Genomic DNA, 20540 nt, shown 5'->3' with positions numbered 1-20540 from the left:
GCATGCGCGCTGTGAGCCCGCTGGCTAGCGTCGACTCCCATGCAGAGGGGATACGTTCGTCGCCAGGCGGCGGAGCGAAGGCGCGACACACTGGACCGGCTCGTCACCGAGCGGGACGTATGGGTGTCGACGGGGCATCCTGAGCGCGGACCGCACCAGGTGCCACTGTGGTTCCTGTGGGATGGGCAGGCCGTTTGGATGTGCACCAGCGCCACTTCGGTCACGGCGCGGAACCTCCGCGAGGAGCCGCGCGTGCGCCTGGCACTGCCGGACACCTTTGATGTGGTGCTGCTCCAAGGCGAGGCGGAGTGCTTCCCGGATCGGGAGGTCCCCGGCGACGCGGCCGAGGCGTTCACCGCCAAGTTCGGGTGGGACCCTCGCGCGGAGGAGGGCCCCTTTCTCTACGTCCGCGTGGTGCCGAAGACGGTGCTCGCCTGGCGCGGCGAGCCGGAACTACGCGGGAGAGCCATCATGCGCGACGGGACGTGGCAGGAGTAGCCGCCGCCTCCGGGGAGGCAGCGCTCACCGCGATGGCGGCCGACTGCGCCCAGTGGTCAAGTACCGCCCCGTACCAGGCCGTTGACAAAGTCGATGGACAGTAGAAATCTGTCGTCAAGGCACTGCAAAAGATAGATGAAATTACTCAACTCTTGCACTGCGGCTGGCTCGGCCTCCTCACCGCGACATCGTCCGGGCCCGCTGAACACCGTCATCGTCCACCAGGCGCACCGCTCCCTCATGCCTGCGTGCTCCCTGCCCCGAGAAACCCTGCGCGTCGGTGGGCGGCGGGTGGCGGGGCCGGTCGCGGGCGCTCAGGGGAAGGGATCGAGAGGTCCTCATGAGTAGAAGACAGCACGGTCGGCGGTTGACCGCCGGGCTTGTGACGGCGGGTCTGCTCACGGTCGGGCTGCTGCCCGTGGCAGCCCATGCCGCAGAGGCAGCCCATGCCGCAGCGGGAGCGAACCTGGCCCTGCGCAAGCCGATCGAGGCGTCGTCGACCACCCAGAACTACCTCGCGGCCAACGCCAACGACGGCAGCACCGCCACCTACTGGGAGGCGGGCGGCCAGTCCTCGACGCTGACCGCGAAGCTCGGCGCCGACGCCGATCTGACCGGCGTCGTCGTCAAGCTGAACCCCGATCCCGTCTGGAGCACCCGGTCGCAGAGCATTCAGGTGCTGGGGCGACCGGTCGGCGGGTCCGGTTTCACCTCGCTGAAGGACCGGGCCGACTACACCTTCAGCCCGTCGCAGAACAAGAACACGGTGACCATCCCGGTCACGGGCCGATACGCGGACGTACGGCTCCAGTTCTCCGGAAACACCGGCGCCGGCGGGGGACAGGTCGCCGAGTTCGAGGTCGTCGGCACGGCCGCGCCCGCGCCCGATCTGACCGTCACCGATCTCTCCTGGTCGCCCCAGTCGCCCTCCGAGACGGACGCGGTCACCGTCGAGGCCACGGTCCGCAACGCCGGGACGGCCGCCGCGCCCGCGACCACGGTGAACGTCAGCATCGAGGGCGCGGACGCCGGCAGTGGCGCCGTCGACGCGCTCGCGCCGGGCGCCTCGCTGAAGGTGCCGGTCAAGGTCGGCAAGCGGCCCATGGGCAGCTACACCGTCTCCGCCGTCGTCGACCCCACCGACACGGTCCCCGAACTCGACAACACCAACAACAGCCGCAACGCCGCCACGAAGCTGGTCGTCGGCCAGGCCCCCGGGCCGGACCTGGAGGTCACCGGCATCACCACCAACCCCGCCAGCCCGGCCGTCGGCGCCAAGGTCACCTTCACCGTAGCGGTGCACAACAGGGGCACCAGCGCGGTGCCCGCCGGGTCGGTCACCCGGCTCACCGTCGGCGAGACCACGCTGAACGGCACGGCGGGCACCGTCCCGGCCGGTGGCACCGCCACCGTGGCCATCAGCGGCGACTGGACCGCCGCCAACGGGGGAGCGACGCTCACCGCGACGGCCGACGCCACCGGCACCGTCGCCGAGACCAACGAGGACAACAACACCTTCGCCCGCTCCCTCGTGGTCGGGCGCGGCGCCGCCGTGCCGTACACCGAGTACGAGGCGGAGGACGGCCACTACGACGGAACGCTGCTGAAGGCGGACGCCAAGCGCACCTTCGGGCACACCAACTTCGCCACCGAGTCCTCCGGCCGCTCATCGGTCCGGCTCGACACCACCGGCCAGTACGTGGAGTTCACCTCCACCACACCGGCCAACTCGATCGTCGTCCGCAACTCCATCCCGGACGCGGCGGCCGGTGGCGGCAAGGAGGCGACCATCAGCCTCTACGCGGACGGGAAGTTCGTCCGCAAACTCACCCTGTCCTCCAAGCACAGTTGGCTCTACGGCGCGACCGACGACCCGGAGGGCCTGACCAATCGGCCCGGCGGCGACGCCCGGCGGCTGTTCGACGAGTCCCACGCCCTGCTCACCGACTCCTACCCGGTGGGTACCAAGTTCCGGCTCCAGCGCGACACCGGTGACGACGCGGCCTTCTACATCATCGACCTGGTCGATCTGGAGCAGGTGGCGGCACCGGCCACCAAGCCCGCCGACTGCGTCTCGATCACCGACTACGGGGCCGTGCCGGGCGACGGCATCGACGACGCGGACGCCATCCAGCGCGCCGTCACGGCGGACCAGGAGGGCCGGATCCCCTGTGTGTGGATCCCCGCGGGCCAGTGGCGCCAGGAGAAGAAGATCCTGACCGACGACCCGCAGGATCACGGCCAGTACAACCAGATGGGCATCCGGGACGTCACCATCCGCGGTGCCGGGATGTGGCACTCCCAGCTCTACTCGCTCATCCCGCCCCAGGAAGCGGGCGGCATCAACCATCCCCATGAGGGCAACTTCGGCTTCGACATCGACGACAACACCAAGATCTCCGACATCGCCATCTTCGGCTCCGGCACCATCCGTGGCGGCGACGGCGGCGCCGAGGGCGGTGTCGGCCTCAATGGCCGCTTCGGCAAGAACACCAAGATCACCAACGTATGGCTCGAGCACGCCAACGTCGGCGCCTGGGTCGGCCGCGACTACTCCAACATCCCCGAGCTGTGGGGGCCCGGTGACGGCCTGGAGTTCAGCGGCGTACGGATCCGCAACACCTACGCCGACGGCGTCAACTTCACCAACGGCACCCGCAATTCGACCGTATACAACTCCTCCTTCCGCAACACCGGCGACGACTCACTCGCCGTCTGGGCCAACAAATACGTGAAGGACACCTCGACGGACATCGGCCACGACAACCACTTCCGCAACAACACCATCCAACTGCCCTGGCGGGCCAACGGCATCGCGGTCTACGGCGGCTACGGCAACACGGTCGAGAACAACCTGATCTCCGACACCATGAACTACCCGGGAATCATGCTGGCCACCGACCACGACCCGCTGCCCTTCTCGGGCCAGACGCTCATCGCCAACAACGGCCTGTACCGCACGGGCGGCGCGTTCTGGGGCGAGGCACAGGAGTTCGGCGCGATCACTCTGTTCGCCCAGGGGCAGGACATCCCGGGCGTCACGATCCGCGACACCGACATCCATGACTCCACCTACGACGGCATCCAGTTCAAGACGGGCGGCGGCACGATGCCCGGCGTCCGGATCGAGAACGTCACCATCGACAAATCCAACAACGGATCCGGGATCCTCGCGATGAGCGGGGCGCGCGGCAGCGCCACCCTGACGAACGTGACGATCACCAACTCGGCCGAGGGCGATGTGGCGAAGGAGCCCGGCTCGCAGTTCGTGATCAACGGCGCCGCGAACCGGTCCGCCGCATCCGTATCGCGCGACTGAGCGCCGCTCCACAGGACACACCGGCTCGAGCCCGTGACCGGCGAATCTTCCGGTCCGCCGGTCACGGGCTTGACCTTGACACGGTGATAACGTGTGTCCTGGGTGCAGGAGGTGGCCCCGATCAACACGTCAATCGGAACCCCGCAGAACACCCGCGTGGCCAACGCCCTGAGCGCCGACGACTCGTCGGTCCGGCTTCAGGCGGCCCTGACGGTCGGCTCGAACCCCGACCCCGGTTTCCTGGAGCCGCTCGTCGAGCGGTGCGCGGTCGAGCCGGACTTCTTCGTACGGGACATGCTGTCCTGGGCGCTGACCCGCCTCTCGCCGGAGATCACCCTGCCCCGGATCCGCCGGGAGCTCGACGCCGAGCGCACTCAGGCCCGCAGCCAGGCGCTGCACACGCTCTCCAAGATCGGCGACAAGTGCGCCTGGGCCTGGATCACCCGCGACATGCTGCGCGACGCCGACGACGAAGTCGCGCGGACCGCGTGGCGCGTCGCGGTCGTCCTCGTACCCGAGGACGAGAAGGAGGACCTGGCCGACGAACTGGTCGCGCAGCTCGGCCGCGGCGACCGCGATATGCGGCTGAGCCTGAGCCGGGCCCTGGTCGACCTCGGCGAGGTGACCGAGCCCGCCCTGGAGCGGGCCGCGGCGGACCCCGACCCGGCGGTGGCCACGCACGCCCGCGCCACCGAGCTGCTCCGGCAGAACCCGGAGACCGGTTTTGACGCGGCCATCGACGAGGCGAAGCGAGTGGTCACACTCGGCCCGGAGCGGGCCGCCGAGACCGCGGAGGCTGCTGACGCCGCGAAGGCTGCGGGGCCCGCGGGGTCCGCGAAGGCCGCGGAAGAGGTCACGGATTGCTGATCGGCGACGTGGCCCGTCACTCGGGGGTGAGTGCCCGGATGCTCCGGCACTACGACGCCCTCGGGCTGGTGCGCCCGACCGGTCGCACCCTCGGCGGCTACCGCGAGTACTCCGCCGAGGACGTCCGCAGGATCTTCCATGTGGAGAGCCTGCGGTCCCTCGGGCTCTCGCTCAAGCAGATCGGGCGCGCGCTGGACGACCCGGCCTTCACCCCGTCCGCCCTGGTCAGCGACCTCATCCAATGGACGGAAGACCGCTTGGCGCGGGAAGCGGAGCTGCTTGAGCGGCTGCGCGCGATCGATGCGTCGGCGCCCACCGGCTGGCAGGACGTCCTGCGCATCGTCGAGCTCATGCAGGGGCTCAACTCGACCAGCGCCGCGCGCAGGCAGCAGGCCGTCCTGGCGCGGCCGGGGGAGGTGCCGGTTCCCGCCGAACTGCTGGCCGGGGCGGTCCTGGCCGAATCCGACCCCAACGTCGCGGGTGCCCTGCGCTGGGCGCTCGCCCGGTCGGGCGGCGATGGCATGGCGACGCTGGCCGCCGGGGTGCACTCGGAGGACGTCGGCATCCGGCGGCGCGCGGTGCTGGCGATCGCCGCGATCTCCGAGGCCCCGGGTGCGACCGCGGTGCTCGCGGACGCGCTCGGGGACCCGGACCCGATGGTGCGCAGACAGGCCGCCCTGGCGTTGGGCAGGCGTGGCGTGACCGCGGCCGTGCCGACCCTGGTCGGCATGGTGGTCGAGGGCTCCAACGACGTCGACGCGGCAGAGGTTCTCGGCACCCTGTCCCAGGACCCCGGGTGCGCGGACCGCATCACGACCGCACTGGCCGACGAACTCGCCGCCCCCACCGCGGACTCCGCGACCCGGATCCGCCTGGCCCAGGCGCTGGTCGAGCTGTCGGGGACCGCCGTGGGGGAGGTCCTGCGCCAACTGACCCACGACGACGACCGCGCTGTCGCCCTCGTCGCCTCCTCCTTCGTCGGACTTCTCGAAGAGCGGGGGTGAGATCCTCTTCGAGCTGGAGGGGGAGGCGCCTCGGGTGCTCAAGGCCGGTGACGCCCTGTTCGAGCCCGGGGGAGACGTGATCCACTACCAGGGCGCCAACAACCTTCCGGACGCGCAGTGGACACCCGGCAGGACGCCCTACTCCGGTGCCTGGAAGCCGCCGATCTTCTGCTCCAGCAGTTCGGCCAGCCGCAGCGGGGTGCGGTCCTCGAACATCGGACCGATGAGCTGCACTCCCACCGGCAGACCCTCGGGGGACCGGCCCGCCGGTATGGCGGTGGCGGGCAGACCGGGCATGGTGGCCACACCGGCCCAGACAAGCTGGTCGAGGTACGGGTACTCGACGCCGTCGATATCGAGCCGGCGTTGCATCGAATCGGGGTCGTGGTCGTGCGGGAACGCGGGAGTGGGCGTGATGGGACACACCACGGCGTCGAACTCGGCGAAGAGCTGCCGCCAGCCGTGACGGTGGAGTTCGCGACGGCTGTTCGCCTCGACCCAGTCGCGGTGGCTGAACACCGTGGCGCGCAGCCGCGCCGCATGGAGGCTCTGGTCGTCCGCGCTCAGTGCGGCGGCGTCGGTCCGTAGCCGCTCGTACGCTTCGACGGGGAAACGTGCGACCAGGCTGGAGAACAGCAACTGCGTGTAGAGCATCGAGGCTTCGGTCAGCTCGGGCAGCAGCGGACTGTGCCGTTCGACGCGGGCACCGGCGTCGGCAAGCGCGTCGGCCACCCGGTTCACACCCGCCCGTACGGCGGCCCCGGTCGGAATGAGCGGATGCTCGTCGAGGATCAGGACCCGGAAGTCGCGGAGCCGCTCATGGCGCGCGGGCGGCAGGGCCACCTCGTGTGCCACACCGAGCGTCAGCGGGTCCGGTCCGGCCATGACGTCGAGCAGCAGTGTGAGGTCGCGGGCGGTGCGCGCCATCGGACCGACGACGGCGAGGTCATGGTCGGCCGGCAAGGCGGGCGCGGGCGGCGGGACCATACCGCGGCTCGCCGCCAGCCCGAGTGTCGGCTTATGTGCGTAGACGCCGCAGAAATGCGCGGGGGTGCGCAATGAACCGGCGATGTCGGAGCCGATGGACAGCGCGCCGAATCCGGCCGCCAGAGCCGCCGCCGATCCGCCGGAGGATCCACCCGGCGTACGACCGTGATCCCACGGGTTATTGGTGGTGCCGTAAATCTCGTTGAAGCTCTGCACATCTTGCAGACCCACGGGCACATTGGTCTTACCGAGCACCACCGCGCCCGCGGCCTTGAGCCGCGACACCTGCACCGCGTCCTCGGCCGGCATGAAGTCGCGGTGCGGCGGCATGCCCCAAGTCGTGGGCAGCCCGGCGACGTTGTAGGACTCCTTGACCGTCACCGGAATGCCGAGCAGCGGCCGGTCCTCACCACGGGCGCGCGCCTGGTCGGCACCGCGCGCGGCGGCCCGCGCCCGGTCGAAGTCCGGCACACAGATCGCGTTGATCGCCTTGTCGTCCCGCTCGATACGGGCGATCGCCTGGTCTGTCAGTTCCGCCGAGGTCACTTCACCGGCACGCAATGCGGCCGCGAGTCTTTCGGCCCGCTGAAAATTCCATTCCATAAATCCGACCGTAACGGCCTCTTGAACAGGCCATAAAACGCTTCTCAGCGCAACGGGATGGGCGGCTGACAACACGAGCGGCCGTCGTGGACCGCGGCCCACCCGTTGTCATCGTGGTAACAGCGGGTGGCTCGGTTCCGTCGGCGGAGATTCCCGGGAACCCGGCAGCGGAGCTGGACCAGGCGATTCAGCCGGTCGGGCCGGGGTCGTTGGGATGTGGCTGTACGGCGGTGACCACCGCGGTCATCCAGGACCACAGGGGCAGCGTCCCCAGCACCTTCGCGCGCAGATCCGCCTCGCTGTCGGCGCGCCACACACCGATACTGCGGAGCTCACCCACCGGGCGCCACAGCCGGACCAAGTGGCCCGCGGCGGCGAGCTCCTTGGCCCGGGCGGACTCGTCCGCGCGGCGTCGGCCGACCTCGGCGGGATCGGTGCCCTCGGGCACGGTGGTGGTGAGCTCGACCAGGAACTCCTTCATGGTCTTTTCCTCTCCGTGGGGTAGGGGGTCTCGGGGCGGTCGGTCGGAACCGTCCGCGAGGGCACCGTCGGGTGCGTACCGCGCCGGGCGACGGGTCTGCGTCCAGCGGACTGATCAGGCAGCGGCCTTGAGCGCGGTGGCCATCCGGACCGCGCGCTCGGCCTGGATACGGGCGGCCGTGCGCGTGGTGTCGTCGACGGGGTTGGCGCCCTGGGCGTCGACGTGGGAGGTGCCGTAGGGGTTGCCGTCGTTGAACTTGGCCGGGTCGGTGAAGCCGGGGCTGACGGTGATGCCGCCGAAGTGGTGGATGGAGTTGTAGAGGGCGAGGAGGGTGGACTCCTGACCGGCGTGGGCGGTGGCGCTGGAGACGAAGCCGCTGTAGACCTTGTCGGCCAGCTTGCCCTGGGCCCAGAGGCCGCCGAGCGTGTCGATGAACTGCTTGAGCTGCGCGGAGACGTTGCCGAAGCGGGTGGGGGTGCCGAAGAGGACGGCGTCGGCCCACTCGATGTCGTCGGGGGTGGCCTCGGGGATCTGGGCGGTGGCGGCGTGGTGGGCGGCCCAGGCGGGGTTGGAGTCGATGGCCGCCTGGGGAGCGAGCTCGGCGACCTTGAGCAGGCGTACCTCCGCGCCGGCCTTGACGCCCGCGTCGCGGAGCTCCTTGGCGATCTCGGCGATGGTGCCGGTGGACGAGTAGTACACGACGGCGAGCTTGACGGGGGTGGTCACAGTGACTCTCCACTTCAGGGGGATATACGGTGCATACGGCCGATAGTCGACCGACTGGCTAGAGATTAGTGGACCGGTCGTCTAGTTGCAAACCACCGGCATGGACCCACAGGGGACAGCCGACCCCCGGGCGTCCGGCGGGACGCCCGGGGGCCGTGGATTCTCGGTATAGACGATCGGTCGTACACTTACCGCCATGGGACGCACCAGTGATGCGAGGGAGAAGATCCTCGACGCCGCGCACTCGCTCATCGAACTGCGGGGCTACTCGGCGCTGGGCGTCGCCGAGATCTGCAAGGCGGCCGGTGTTCCCAAGGGGAGCTTCTACTACTTCTTCGAGTCGAAGGAAGCTCTTGCCCTGGCCGTCCTCGACGAGCACTGGCAGACGCAGCGCGACGACTGGGCCCGGGCCCTCCAGGACGGCGACGCGGAGCCGCTCTCCCGGCTGCGCCGGCTGTTCGAGCAGACCCAGGCCGGGCTGTGCGCGGGCCAGCAGAGCTGTGGAACGGTCTCCGGGTGCATGTTCGGCAACCTCACCCTGGAACTGAGCAATCAGACCGAGCCCATCCGCGCCCGCCTTCAGCAGATCTTCGACGCCCAGGTGGAGATGGTCGATACGGTCATCGCCGAAGCCCAGGAGCGCGGGGAGGTCACCGTCGGCGACACCGGAGACGCCGCCCGGTCGGTCGTCGCCCAGCTCGAGGGCCAGGTGCTGTTCGCCAAGCTCTACAACAACACCCGGCACCTCGAAGCCCTGTGGGACAACTGCCTGGCGCTGCTCTCCGCGCGCCCGACGGACATGGCGGCCATCAGCTCCTGACCAGTCCGGGAGCGACCGGCCGGGGCCGTCGGTCGGCGAAGAGCTTGGTGCCGGCGTAGTACCCCACCGCGCCCACGATGAGCCCGACGAGCCAGGACAGGTCGGCGCCGCCGAGGGACCGCACCAGCGGGCCGACATAGGCGCTGCTGTTGATGAACGGCAGTTCGGCGGCGATCGACACCAGGTAGACGAGCACCGCCCACCAGGTGAAGGTGCCGTACCGTCCGTTCTTCGTCAGCAGTTCGGGAATGTCGTAGTGGCCGTGGCGGACGAAGTAGTAGTCGGTGAGGTTGATCGCGGTCCACGGCACCAGCAGGTAGAGCACGAACAGGGTGATGTTCTGGAACGTGTCCAGCAGACTGCCGCTGGACAGGATGGCAAGCGCGCTGGCGAGGGCGGCGAAGCAGAGGACGAAGAGCGCCCGGGCGGTCGCGGTCGAGCGCACCCTGCCCTCCGCGGAGAGCGCGCTGAGCGCGGTCAGGAACGCACCGTAGGGACCCTCGGCACCCGCCGGGACCAGCCCGAGGAGCAGCGCAGCGACCACGAGCCCGGCGAACGAGGGGAAGCGGTCGGCCAGGAACCCGATCGCGTCGGAGTTCACCGCGTCGCTGTTCACCGTCGCCGCCATCGCCCCGATGACCATCGTGAGCGCGCCGCCCACGGCCGAACCGAGGTAGGTGTAGGAGAAGGTGACCCGGGTCGGAGTGTTCTCCGGCAGATAGCGGGAGTAGTCGGACACGTAGGGCGCCCAGGTGACCTGCCAGGCGACGCACACCGAGATCGCGGACACGACCACACCGAGGGAATGCGTGGTCGGGCCGGGCGGATGGCTGGGCAACTGGGGGAGAAGCCGTACGAACAGCGCGAGGAACGCCACCCCCGAGATCACCGCGACCACCCGGCTCGCCGCGTGGATCAGCCGGTATCCCACCAGGGGGATCAGCAGCAGCACCACATTGAACACCACGATGCCCAGGGGCTTGGGCAGATGAGCCCAGGTGGCGATCGCCTGCCCGGCGACGAGGCCGCCCTCGACGGCGAAGCCGAGGTACATCAGCACGACCATGACCGAGGGCAGCAGCGCGCCGTAGAAACCGAACTGGGCGCGGCTCTGCACCATCTGCGGCAGACCGAGTTGGGGCCCCTGTGCGGAGTGGTAGGCCATGAACAGCGCACCGACCAGGTTTCCCACCAGGATGCTGATGATCGACCAGGTCAGGCCGAGTCCCATCCCGACCGGCACCGCACCGATGATCAGGGTGTTGATCTGGACGTTGTTGGAGAACCACAGGGCCAGTTGGTGCCATGGCCTGCCGTGGCGTTCCGAGGCCGGGATGTGTTCGATCGTGCGCCGCTCCAGTGCGAACGACGGGGGCTGTTCCATCACATCTCCCGTGCGCCGTCGACGGCCTCGGCGATCGCGGCCAGCGCCGCGGCATGCTCGGCGCGGCCGTCCCGGGGGTGCGGGAGGCTGGAGAACTTCACGATGACGACGTTGCGGACCGGGTCGAGCCAGAGGTACTGGCCGAAGATGCCGATCCCGAAGAAGGTGCCCACCGAGTCGCCGGGCGCCCACCACTGGTTGCGGTATGTCCCGTGCGGATAGATCGATCCGAGATCGCGGTCGGGCAGCACCGCCGTCCGGCCGCCCCGGCGGGTGGCGCGGACCCACTCCTCGGGAATGACCTGGCGGCCCGCCACCGTGCCACCGTCGAGCACGCACCGGCCGAACCGGGCGAGATCGCGGGCGGTGGCGTGGATTCCGGCGCAGGCGTACGGGGCGCCCACCGGGTCCAGGGTGATCACGGCGTCGTGTTCGGCGCCGATCCGCGACCAGATCCGTTCGCCGAGCAGCTCCGGATAGGGCCTGCCCGCGGCGCGCTCCAGCACCCAGGCGAGTACGTCGGTGGTGGCCGAGCAGTACTGGAACCGGAGCCCGTGCGGGCCGTCGGGGGCCAGACCGGCCAGGAAGGCCCGCACACCGTTGGGGTCGCCGTCGTGGCGGGGCCGCCAGCCGGCCGCGCGGTCCCCGACCTGCACCTGTGATCGCGGGTCGTCGTAGTCCTGGCTGTAGTGCAGCGCCGCGGTCATGTCCAGTACGTCGCGCACGGTCGCCGTCCCGTACGCCGACGACGCGAGTTCCGGAACGTACGACCGCACCGGAGCCGACACCTCCAGCGCCCCCTCGGCCACCAGGCAGCCCGCGGCCATGCCGGCGATCGACTTGGAGATCGACATCAGCGCATGCCGACGGTCCGGCGCCGCCTCGCCGTAGTAGCGCTCGAACAGCAACTGATCGCCCCGGAGCACGACGATCGCGTCGGTGGCCGTGCGCGCCAGGAACTCGTCCACCGTCGAGGAACCGTCGGGGGCCGCTATCGGCACCTCGCCCAGTTGGGTCCCGGCCGGGGTGAACCCGCGGCAGGCGGCCTGGCCGCGCGGGATCACCGCGGTGTCCAAGAGCCGCTCGACATGGTTGAACGACCACCGGTTGACCGGCGGCTCCAGCCAGTTCTCCACCGTGGCCGGGATTTCCGGAGAGGTGTGGGCCGACGTGGCCCCCTTCCCGCCGGGGCTGGTCGGGCGCCTGCGCGAAGGCGCGGTGTCGGTCTGCTCGCTCACAGGCTCGCTCATGGCTGTGGCTCCTGGTCCGGAGGGGGCGTTCAGTGCGGAAGAACTCAGCGTCGCGAACTCGCAATCATGCTGTCCAATACCGATTGCTTCGCCGATCCCATGCCGGTTCGGCATAATGAAAGGGGTGGAACTCAAACGCATCCGCTACTTCCTCGAAGTGGTCCGTGCCGGCACCGTCACCGCGGCGGCGGAACGGCTGCACATCGCCCAGCCGGCGATCTCCCGGCAGTTGCGCTACCTGGAGACCGAACTGGGACTCGTCCTGTTCGACCGGATCGGGCCGCGACTCCGGCTGACCAGCGCGGGCCGGCAGTTCGTCGGGGTCGCCGAGGATCTCGTCCGCCGAGCCGACCGGATCGAATCGGCGGCGCGGCAGATGGCCCGCGGCGAGCTGTCCCACGTGGCCGTGGCCGCCGCCCAGACCACCATCACCGAGGTGCTCGCACCGTTCGTCGCGACGCTGGCCCCCGACGATCCGTTCATCTCGGTACGCGAGGTGCCCGCGGACCAGATCCACGGCACCGTGCGCGAATCCGCCGATCTCGGCCTCGCCGCGGGGCCGGCCGACGATCCGACGCTGACCTGGCGCCCACTGACCGACGTTCCGCTGCGGGCCTATGTCGCCCCCGGCCACCGCTGGGCGACCGAGGGCCGACACGCGATCACGATCACCGAGCTGGTCACCGAGAACCTGCTGCTGCTGACCCGGGAGCACCCGGCGCGCGTGACCCTGGACCGGGCGGTGTCCCAGGCGGGTCTGACCTATGAGCGGGTGGCCGAAAGCGGCAACGCCCTGATGTGCGAGGCGCTCGCGGCGAGCGGTTTCGGCGTCGGTGTCATCACCGACCTGCCCCGGTTCGGCGGCCACCCGCTGCTGATCGACACCGGCGCACGGACGACGCTGCGGCTGTCACTGCACGCCTGCTGGTCGCCGCACCACTACGCGGCGGGCGCGCTGGCCGCCGTCGTCGACCGCCTCGCCGAGTTCGCCGCGACATACGTTCACGACACCGCATGGCGAACCGGGCCGGGGTCGCCGGGCGGGCCGAGCTGATCAGTTGTGCTTTCGTGGGGGGCAGGTGGCCCGCGGGGCAGGGGGGGCAGGTGGCCCGCGGGGCCTCAGCGGGGGATGAAGCGGTCGATCAGGAGGGCGAGCCGCTGGGGGACCTGGTCGGCGGGCATGCGTCCGGCGCGGGTGAGGGTGACCAGTCCGTGCAGCGCGGCCCAGAACGTCTCGACCAGCAACCCCGGTGCATCGGAGCCCGCGTGGTCCTGGAGCGGGTCCAGCAGGGCCTGGTACGCCTCGCGCAGCGGGGCGGGCGTGGCCTCGTCGGCGAAGGGCAGGCCGTTGTCGAGGCTGAACATCGCGTCGTACAGGGCGTGGTTGCGCTCGGCGAAGTCGGTGTAGGCGTGGGCCAGGGCGGTCACCGCCTCCCGGTCGGCGGGCCCGTCCGGCACCGCGGCGCGCAACGCGGTCTTCAGCTCGGCGAATCCCTCCAGCGCGACCGCTCCCACGATCTCGTTCCTGCTCCGGAAGTGGCTGTAGAGCACGGGCTGGCTGTACTCGATCCGCTCGGCGAGCCGGCGCGTGGTGACCGCGTCCCAGCCGTGGGTCTCGGCGAGTTCGCGGGCCGTTGAGACGATCAACTGGTGGCGGTTGGCCCGCTCGCGTGCCTTGCGTTCGTGTACTGACATGATCCGATCCTAGCATCGCTAGACAATCGTGCGTCGACAGGTCTATCGTCGCATCGGATTCTAGCGGTGCTAGGAATCAGCGCCGGGAAATCTCTGGAGGGGACATGCAGGACGTACTGTCAGTCGTCACGCTCGTCGTGGTCGGAGTGATGGTGGGCGTGGAGTTCGCGGTGGCGGTGTTCGTCAACCCGATCCTCGACCGGCTCCCGAACGACGGCGGACTCGACGCCCGCAGCGACGGAGCGCGCGTCCTGGGCAGGGTCATGCCGTTCTGGTACCTCGGCTCGGTCGTCCTCGGCGCGGTGTGGGCCGCGGTGACCTGGGGTGACGCGGGCGCTTCGGTCGTCACCGCGGGCACGCTCCTGCTCGTGCTGAGCGTGGTGATGTCGATCACCCTGCTCGTGCCGATCAACTCCCGCGTCGCGACCTGGTCGCGCGAGGGCGTGCCCGCTGACTGGAGGCGGCAGGTGGGACGGTGGGACCGGTTTCACCATGTGCGCGTGGGCGTCATCGTGCTCGCCTTCACGCTGTTCGCCGTCGCCCTCGTCCGGGGCGTATGACCAAGGTGCTGTGTCAGGTCCGGAGGTAGGACGCGCCATTGAGGTCGAGCACGGCTCCGGAGGACCACGCGGCCTCCGGAGAGGCCAGGTACAGCACGGCGGCGGCGACCTCCTCGGGCGTCCCGACCCGCCCGAACGGGCTCTCGCCCCGTAGCTCGTCCCCGGTGGGACCGGCCATCTTGGGGGCCTGCCGTTCGGTCGCGACGAAGCCGGGGGCCACGGACGCCACCGAGATCGCGTGCGGCGCCAGCGTCACGGCCATCGACTGCCCGAAAGCGTGCAGCGCGGCCTTGCTCGCGCCGTACGCGGGGAAGTCGGGCTCGCCCCGGAAGGCGCCGCGGGAACCGATGTTGACGATGCTTCCGGTCGCGCCGCGGTCGATGAGATGCCGGGCGACGCAGTAGGTCATGTTCGACGCGCCGAGCAGATTGACGTCGGTCATGCGGTGCCAGATCCGCTGCCAGTCCGCGTAGGACACATCGGCCACGGAGTGCCGGTTCTCGGCGGACGGCGCGATGGCCGCGTTGTTGACCAGTACATCGACCCCGTCCAGCGCCCGCACGGCCCCCTCCACGATGTCCTGCGCCGCCTGTGGATCACCGAGATCGCCGCCGAGCAGACAATGGCCGGAGCCGGGCAAGCCTCGCAAGGTGTCCTCGGCATCCGCGCGGCCCGTCGCGTAGTGCACCCCCACCCGGTCGCCGCGCTCGGCGAACGCCTGGGCCACGGCCCGGCCGATGCCTCGCGACGCCCCTGTGACCAGCACCCGCCTCATCGCGCGAGCCCCTTCGACTCGTCTCGGAACGCCTTGCGGACGGGTATGGCCAGATGCACGGCAGGACGCACGGACATGGGACGGCTCCTCGGCTCGGATGGCTTCAGACCTTGCAGCACCGCATCAGCGAATGTCAACATTCGACATGCCCAGCGCACCGCTCCCCAAGGCCAGCCGCCGCGGACTGGCACAACAGGCCGCCGACCTCATCCGCGAGGCGATCTTCGCCGGCCACTTCCCGCCCGGATCGCCGCTGCGCGAGGTCGAACTCGCCGCCTCATTGGGGGTCAGCCGCGGATCGGTACGCGAAGGACTCGCGTTCCTCGAACGCGAAGGGCTGGTCCGGAGCGCCTGGCACCGGGGCACCACCGTCATCGACGTCACCGAGCGGGACGTCGAGGAGGTCTACGCCGTACGCGCCGCGCTCGACCGCCTCGCGGCGACGAGCGCGCAGGGCAACGCGACCGCCGATCAGTTGACCGAACTGGACACCCTGGTCCAGGCGATGGCGGAAGAGATCGGCGGCGAGGCGTCCGGCGCGCGGCTGCTCGCGCTCGACATCGCCTTCCACGACCTGATCTACGCGGCCGCGGACAACCGCAGACTCGACGCGGCATGGCACGCTGTACGCTCACAGATCTATCTCTTCCAGCTCCGCCGCATCGCCCTCGGCTACGAGCACTACCGGGCCCGGGTGGTGGCCGAGCACCACGAACTGGCGACGCTCCTGCGCTCCGGTGACCGCGAGACCCTGGCCCGGCGCGCCGAAGAACACGTCGACTCCGCCCGCCGCGGTCTCCTCACCGGACCGCACCCCTGACCGGCCCGGATCGCGATCCGCCGGGCGGGGGCGGGGGAGACTCCTTCTCCTTCTCCTTCTAGGACGCGGTCTCGGGTGCGATCAGTGAGCGGGCCACCGTGAGCGCCGCCGCGTGGCGTTCCGCTTGTCGGCCGCCCAGTTCGCGGCCGCGTGCCGCGGCCATGACCACACCGGACAGGGCCAGCCGTCCGCGCATCATGCCCTCGGGGCCTTCGCCGGTGGCCAGTGCGCGGATCAGGTCGCCCAGCCGCTGCTGAAGTGTGCGCGCGGCGGTCAGGCCCCGCAGGGCGTGCTCGTTGACCTGGGCACACACCAGCGAGGCACCGTGCTCGCCGCGGACCAGGGCGTCGAACTCCTCGACGGCTCGGATGCGGGTCGAGCGGGTGCGCGAGGCCGCCGGCGGGGTGGACATCCTCGTCGACAACGCCGGCGCCGGCAGCGCCCCGGAGGACACGCTGACCCGGCCGCCGGCAACCTGGCAGTCGGACCTCGAGAGCAATCTGCTGTCCGCGGTCCGGCTGGACCAGGAACTGGTCCCGGACATGGTGGAGCGCGGCTCGGGGGTCGTGGTGCATGTCTCGTCCATCGCGAGCCATCTGCCGCAGCCGGGCCAGGCCGCCTACGCGGCGGCCAAGGCCGCGCTGAACAGCTACAGCCGCTCGCTCGCGGCCGAGGTCGGCCCGGCCGGGGTGCGGGTGGTGTGCGTCCTGCCGGGCTTCATCGCCACCCCGGGGGCGGTCGCGCACCATCAGAAGATCGCCGACAGCCAGGGGGTTTCCCTGGAGGAGGCGCAGCGCGGCCTCGCGGCGCGGTTGAACGTGCCGATGAACCGCCCCGGAACCCCTGAGGACGCCGCCGAGTTGGTCGCGTTCCTGGCGTCGGAGCGGGCGCGCTGGCTCACCGGATCGCAGTTCCGTGTCGACGGAGGCATCCTCGCCCAGGTGTAGCCCGACCGGCGCCATGGCGGCTCCCCGCGCACTCCAGACATGCTGCTACGACACGGCCACGCCGACGGCGTCAGCCCCGGTCGGGGCTGCCCGTGGCGTCGGGGCTGCGGTACGCCGTCGGCGGTTGGCCGAGGAGCTTCTTGAACGCGGCCGTGAAGGCGGCGGGGTTGTCGTAGCCGAGCTGGGCCGCGATGCGGGTGACGGGCATGCCCGCGGTGAGGTGCTGAAGGGAGTGCAGGACGCAGGCGCGTTGCCGCCATTGCGAGAAGCTCAGGCCGGTGCCGCGCTGGAACAGGCGGGCCAGGGTGCGTTCGCTGATGCTGAGGTCAGCGCACCAACGGGCGGGCGGATCATGGATATCCGGCTTCCGCAGGAACGCCTCGCACAGGCCGCGCAGCCGCGGATCGGAGGGCAGCGGCACATCGAGCGGCAGCGGGGTGAGGTTCTTGAGCTCGTGGAGGATGAGGGCCGCCACCGCCGCGTCGCGGCTGTGCTCCGGGTAGCGCGGCTCCATCTCCACGGCCTCCAGGATCAGCGCCCGCAGCAGCATGGAGACGTCGACGGCCTGACAGCGGGCGGGAAACCACGGCACGGCCGCGGGCTCGATGTAGAGACTGCGGGTGCTGACGCCCGTCATCGTGACCTGATGCCCGGTCGCGGGCGGGATCAGCACGGCGCGGGCGGTGGGTATCGTCCAGCTTCCGTCCGCCGTCTCGACCCGCATCACACCGGTGGCCGCGTACAGCACCTGGGCGCGGCGGTGCTCATGCCAGACGAGCAGATGGCCCTGGGGGTAGTCGGTGCCGATGGCCAGCACGGCACGATCGAGGTCGTCCACCTCCGCGACCCGGATGTTGCGCATATCGCGAGGCTACGCGGGACCGCGCGCCCCTGTCTGCTGCGCGTAGGAATATGGCAATCCGTCGATTGCCCGCCACACCTGGTGGTCTCTAGCGTCGGACCAGTGCTGACCTCGTTCTCCACTCTCCTCCTCCTCGGATGCCTGACCGGCATCACGACGGTGCTCTTCGGCTTCGGCGGCGGTTTCATCACGGTCCCCGTCGTCTACGGCGTTCTGACCGTGACGGCGTCGCCGGGCAGGGACGCGGACGCCATGCACATCGCCGTGGCGACCTCGGCGGCGGTCATGGTCGTCAATGCCGCCGCGGCGGCGCTGGCCCAGTGGCGGCAGGGCCGACTGCGCCGCGCGTATGTCTGGCCGCTGGCGGCGTTCATCGCGGTCGGCGCCGTCGTCGGATCCTTCGCGGCCACCTTGATCGGCGGCACGGCGCTGCGCCTGCTGTTCGCCGCCTACCTGCTGGTGACCATCGCCGACAGCCTGCTGCGGAAGGGCTTCCTCTCCGTGGCGCATCAGACGCGCCCGGAACCCCTGGGGCGGCGCACCACCACCCTCGGCGGCATCGGTATCGGTCTGGTGGCCGCGGGCCTGGGGGTGGGCGGCAGCGTCATGACGGTTCCGCTTCTGCGCCGCAGAGGTCTCCCCATGGCCGAGGCGACCGCCATGGCCAACCCCCTCAGCGTCCCCGTCGCCCTGGCCGGAACCCTCGTCTACGCCCTCGCCCCCGCCACCTCCGCAGGCCCGGGACAGCTCGGCTACGTCGATCTCACCGCGGGCGCGGCCCTGCTCCTCGGATCACTGCCCACCATCGCCGTGGCGCGGCGCGTCACCGGCCGGGTCCCGGACCGGGTCCACTCCGTCGCCTACATCGTCCTGCTCCTGATCGTGCTGGTCGTGATGGTGTCGATGGGAGTCTGACGCGTTAGACGCGCCGGTCTTCCGGACAGACCTCGTCGGTGCGAAAGCGCGGCGGCTCAGCCCGCGTTCCGCGCGCCGAAACGCAGGCCGTCGAAGAGGATCGCCGTGATCTGCGCGGCTTCGTCCTGCCAGCCCTCCGTGGTGTGCATTCCGCAGATGCCTCCCAGCGCGCGCAGCAGTGTGCGTCCGCTGACGCCGCCACGGATGGTGCCGGCCGCCGTACCCGCTTCGAGCAACTGCTGCCCCGGCCCGTCGTCCTCGTCCACACCGGATCCCTGACCGACGGTTCGGGCAGCGGCCTGAACAGCCGGTCAGGGGTGTTGTCGGCCACGCCGATCCGTCGTGCCCTCAGCGCGTGTCGTTTCCCGGGTCCTTGTCACAGACCGTGTTTCGCGCGGGCAGTTCGCCGGTTCGCAGGTAGTCGTTGACCTGGCGGTAGACGCATCGGTTCGGGTAGACGGTGTAGACGCCGTGCACCTGTGCCCGCAGGGTGATCAGCCGGGAGTTCGGCATCTTCCGGTGGAGTCCCTGCCCGTTGCCGTAACTGGTGCGCGGGTCGCCGGTGGCCTGGACGATCAGGCCCGGTGCGTCGTTGCCACCGGTCACGGGCGGCTCCAGCGGTGCGTTGGGCCAGAGCGCACACGGGTGCACGCCGTTGAAGAGCGGTCCGTACAGCGGTGCCGTCGCCCGGCTGCGTTCGACGTTGCGCCGGTACCAGGACAGGTCCCGTGGTGCGGCGCGGTCCCCGCACAACAGGGCGAGCTGGAGGGAGTTCTGGATGTCCGAGGTGTCGTCCGGGGGGCCGAGCGCGGCGCGCAGCTCCTCGGTCGGCTCTACGGTGCGGCCCCGGGCCGCGTCATGGAGCACGCGGATGGTCTTCGCCGCGCGGGCGAACTCCCGGTCGTCGGCCATCACATCCGCCAGTACGGCCGGCACCTGCCGGCCGTCCGCGGTGTACGGGCCCACTCGCAGGGGTGTGCGGGCCGCCTGCCGGGCGATCCCCTCGACGGTCGCCCGGACCTTCGCCGGAGTGTCGCCGAACCCGTAGACGGTGTGGCGGCGGGCGGCCCACGCCGCCCAGGTGTCGAGGAACGCCTCGTTCGCCGCGGTCGCGTCGCGGAACGCCCGGACGTTCCACCGGGCCGGGTCGATCGCGCTGTCCAGCAGCAGCCGGTCGGTACGGCCCGGGAACATCGCCGCGTAGGCCGCACCGAGGTAGGTGCCGTACGAGATCCCGAAGTACGAGGTCTTCCGCTCTCCCAGCACCGCCCGGAGCACATCCATGTCCCGGGCGGTGTTACGGGTGGTGAAGTGCCGCAGATACGACATGCCCTTCCCGTACACCCGCCGGCAGCTCTTCACCAGGTCCGCTTCGTACCGGGCCTGGGCCCGGAACCCGGTGTCGTCGTATCCGGCCGAGCGCAGCCAGTGGCCGGAGGTGCCGCAGCGCAGCGGGCTGCTGCGGCCCACGCCGCGTGGGTCCATGCCGATCAGGTCGTAGCGGGCGGCCAACTGCCTGCCCATGGCGGGCTCGTCGTACAGCGGCATGTCGAGGGTGTTACCGCCGGGACCACCGGAGTTGTGCATCATCACCCCGATGCGGTGCGCGGTGTCGGTGGCCTTGATGCGGGAGAAGCCGATGGTCAGGGTGGCCCCCTGAGGGTTCCGGTAGTCCAGCGGCACGCGGATGGTGGCGCAGCGGGCACCGGCCGCGTCCAGCTCCTTGTGGTGGCATGCCGTCCAGTGGGGGCGCTGTTCGACGAAGGGGCGAAGTGAGCCGGGCCCATCCGCCGCGGTCGTCGCCTGGTTCACGCTCCGTGTGGCGGTGGCCTGGGCGAGGGCGGGGCTCCCGGTGAAGGCCAGCGCCGTGGCCAGCGTGGTGATGGCGGCGGTGCGCGTGATGCGTGGGTTCATGACGGAGAGCCGCCCTTCGTGGCGGCGTTCCTGAGTGTCCTGTGAGGCTTCGTCATGGCTCAGCACACTTCCGTTTCCCTGACGGTCCCGACAATCCGGCCCGCCCCAGGGAG

Annotated in this window: 19 protein-coding genes and 2 pseudogenes; 10 read left to right on the top strand and 11 right to left on the bottom strand. The window is 70.6% G+C overall.

Annotation, left to right across the window (positions count from 1 at the left end; translation table 11 throughout):
* Positions 1-39: 39 nt before the first annotated feature.
* From KN815_RS04785 to KN815_RS04770, 4 genes are all read left to right on the top strand, one after another.
* Positions 40-498, top strand: coding sequence for a pyridoxamine 5'-phosphate oxidase family protein (locus KN815_RS04785; protein WP_216340475.1), 459 nt, complete (start codon positions 40-42; stop codon positions 496-498).
* Positions 499-838: 340 nt separating this feature from the next.
* On the top strand, positions 839-3817 hold the full coding sequence (locus KN815_RS04780) for a CARDB domain-containing protein (protein ID WP_216340474.1): 2979 nt from the start codon (positions 839-841) through the stop codon (positions 3815-3817).
* A gap of 102 nt (positions 3818-3919) precedes the next feature.
* Entirely contained in the window at positions 3920-4684 is a 765-nt protein-coding gene (locus KN815_RS04775; RefSeq protein ID WP_253208767.1) for a HEAT repeat domain-containing protein, read from the top strand.
* The gene (locus tag KN815_RS04770) at positions 4678-5688 is read left to right on the top strand and encodes a MerR family transcriptional regulator (protein ID WP_216340472.1); all 1011 of its coding nucleotides are present in this window, start codon (positions 4678-4680) and stop codon (positions 5686-5688) included. The genes KN815_RS04775 and KN815_RS04770 overlap by 7 nt, the downstream gene beginning before the upstream one ends.
* A gap of 138 nt (positions 5689-5826) precedes the next feature.
* Here the strand turns inward: KN815_RS04770 and KN815_RS04765 are convergent, their stop codons facing one another.
* The 3 genes from KN815_RS04765 to wrbA all read right to left on the bottom strand — a co-directional run bounded on the left by KN815_RS04765 (position 5827) and on the right by wrbA (position 8485).
* A complete protein-coding gene (locus tag KN815_RS04765; protein ID WP_216340471.1) occupies positions 5827-7278 on the bottom strand; it encodes an amidase in 1452 nt (483 codons plus the stop codon).
* Positions 7279-7465: 187 nt separating this feature from the next.
* On the bottom strand, positions 7466-7759 hold the full coding sequence (locus KN815_RS04760; protein ID WP_216340470.1) for a muconolactone Delta-isomerase family protein: 294 nt from the start codon (positions 7757-7759) through the stop codon (positions 7466-7468).
* A gap of 114 nt (positions 7760-7873) precedes the next feature.
* Positions 7874-8485 (bottom strand): NAD(P)H:quinone oxidoreductase, encoded by a 612-nt coding sequence (gene wrbA, locus KN815_RS04755; RefSeq protein WP_216340469.1) that lies wholly within the window; start codon positions 8483-8485, stop codon positions 7874-7876.
* Between the two features lie 196 nt (positions 8486-8681).
* Between wrbA and KN815_RS04750 the strand changes: the two genes are divergently transcribed.
* Positions 8682-9305: a TetR/AcrR family transcriptional regulator gene (locus tag KN815_RS04750; RefSeq protein WP_216340468.1), complete on the top strand. Its 624-nt coding sequence runs from the start codon at positions 8682-8684 to the stop codon at positions 9303-9305.
* Here KN815_RS04750 and KN815_RS04745 read toward each other — a convergent pair.
* Both KN815_RS04745 and KN815_RS04740 read right to left on the bottom strand, forming a co-directional pair.
* Positions 9295-10689 carry a purine-cytosine permease family protein gene (locus KN815_RS04745; RefSeq protein ID WP_216340467.1) on the bottom strand — a complete coding sequence of 465 codons (1395 nt, stop codon included), beginning with the start codon at positions 10687-10689 and terminating at the stop codon, positions 9295-9297. The genes KN815_RS04750 and KN815_RS04745 overlap by 11 nt on opposite strands.
* Positions 10689-11939 (bottom strand): serine hydrolase domain-containing protein, encoded by a 1251-nt coding sequence (locus KN815_RS04740; RefSeq protein ID WP_216340466.1) that lies wholly within the window; start codon positions 11937-11939, stop codon positions 10689-10691. Before KN815_RS04740 ends, KN815_RS04745 begins: the two co-directional genes overlap by 1 nt.
* A gap of 124 nt (positions 11940-12063) precedes the next feature.
* Here KN815_RS04740 and KN815_RS04735 point away from each other — a divergent pair, with 124 nt between their 5' ends.
* Positions 12064-12993, top strand: coding sequence for a LysR family transcriptional regulator (locus KN815_RS04735; RefSeq protein WP_216340465.1), 930 nt, complete (start codon positions 12064-12066; stop codon positions 12991-12993).
* A 65-nt stretch (positions 12994-13058) separates the two neighbouring features.
* Here KN815_RS04735 and KN815_RS04730 read toward each other — a convergent pair whose 3' ends face one another.
* Complete coding sequence (locus tag KN815_RS04730) at positions 13059-13634, bottom strand: TetR/AcrR family transcriptional regulator (RefSeq protein ID WP_216340464.1); 576 nt, start codon at positions 13632-13634, stop codon at positions 13059-13061.
* 104 nt (positions 13635-13738) lie between these two features.
* Here KN815_RS04730 and KN815_RS04725 point away from each other — a divergent pair, with 104 nt between their 5' ends.
* Positions 13739-14194, top strand: a complete 456-nt coding sequence (locus KN815_RS04725) for an anthrone oxygenase family protein (RefSeq protein ID WP_216340463.1) — start codon at positions 13739-13741, stop codon at positions 14192-14194.
* Positions 14195-14207: 13 nt separating this feature from the next.
* Here the strand turns inward: KN815_RS04725 and KN815_RS04720 are convergent, their stop codons facing one another.
* A complete protein-coding gene (locus tag KN815_RS04720; RefSeq protein ID WP_216340462.1) occupies positions 14208-14969 on the bottom strand; it encodes an SDR family NAD(P)-dependent oxidoreductase in 762 nt (253 codons plus the stop codon).
* Positions 14970-15099: 130 nt separating this feature from the next.
* Between KN815_RS04720 and KN815_RS04715 the strand changes: the two genes are divergently transcribed.
* On the top strand, positions 15100-15789 hold the full coding sequence (locus tag KN815_RS04715; protein ID WP_253208760.1) for a GntR family transcriptional regulator: 690 nt from the start codon (positions 15100-15102) through the stop codon (positions 15787-15789).
* A gap of 58 nt (positions 15790-15847) precedes the next feature.
* Here the strand turns inward: KN815_RS04715 and KN815_RS04710 are convergent, their stop codons facing one another.
* Complete coding sequence (locus tag KN815_RS04710) at positions 15848-16201, bottom strand: hypothetical protein (RefSeq protein ID WP_216340461.1); 354 nt, start codon at positions 16199-16201, stop codon at positions 15848-15850.
* Between KN815_RS04710 and KN815_RS04705 the strand changes: the two are divergent.
* Positions 16170-16736, top strand: a pseudogene (locus KN815_RS04705) (SDR family oxidoreductase); the annotation flags it as partial. The gene KN815_RS04710 and the pseudogene KN815_RS04705 sit on opposite strands and share 32 nt — an antisense overlap.
* A gap of 70 nt (positions 16737-16806) precedes the next feature.
* Here KN815_RS04705 and KN815_RS04700 read toward each other — a convergent pair.
* The gene (locus KN815_RS04700) at positions 16807-17598 is read right to left on the bottom strand and encodes an AraC family transcriptional regulator (RefSeq protein ID WP_216340460.1); all 792 of its coding nucleotides are present in this window, start codon (positions 17596-17598) and stop codon (positions 16807-16809) included.
* Between the two features lie 102 nt (positions 17599-17700).
* Here KN815_RS04700 and KN815_RS04695 point away from each other — a divergent pair, with 102 nt between their 5' ends.
* Positions 17701-18513 carry a sulfite exporter TauE/SafE family protein gene (locus KN815_RS04695; protein WP_216340459.1) on the top strand — a complete coding sequence of 271 codons (813 nt, stop codon included), beginning with the start codon at positions 17701-17703 and terminating at the stop codon, positions 18511-18513.
* A 56-nt stretch (positions 18514-18569) separates the two neighbouring features.
* Here KN815_RS04695 and KN815_RS04690 read toward each other — a convergent pair.
* Both KN815_RS04690 and KN815_RS04685 read right to left on the bottom strand, forming a co-directional pair.
* A pseudogene (locus tag KN815_RS04690) lies at positions 18570-18749 on the bottom strand (SbtR family transcriptional regulator); the annotation flags it as partial.
* Positions 18750-18861: 112 nt separating this feature from the next.
* Positions 18862-20427 carry an alpha/beta hydrolase gene (locus KN815_RS04685; RefSeq protein WP_216340458.1) on the bottom strand — a complete coding sequence of 522 codons (1566 nt, stop codon included), beginning with the start codon at positions 20425-20427 and terminating at the stop codon, positions 18862-18864.
* Positions 20428-20540: the final 113 nt, after the last annotated feature.

The sequence above is a fragment of the Streptomyces niphimycinicus genome (assembly GCF_018883605.1).
Taxonomy (GTDB): domain Bacteria; phylum Actinomycetota; class Actinomycetes; order Streptomycetales; family Streptomycetaceae; genus Streptomyces; species Streptomyces niphimycinicus.
This window is presented reverse-complemented; position numbering and strand designations above follow the sequence as displayed.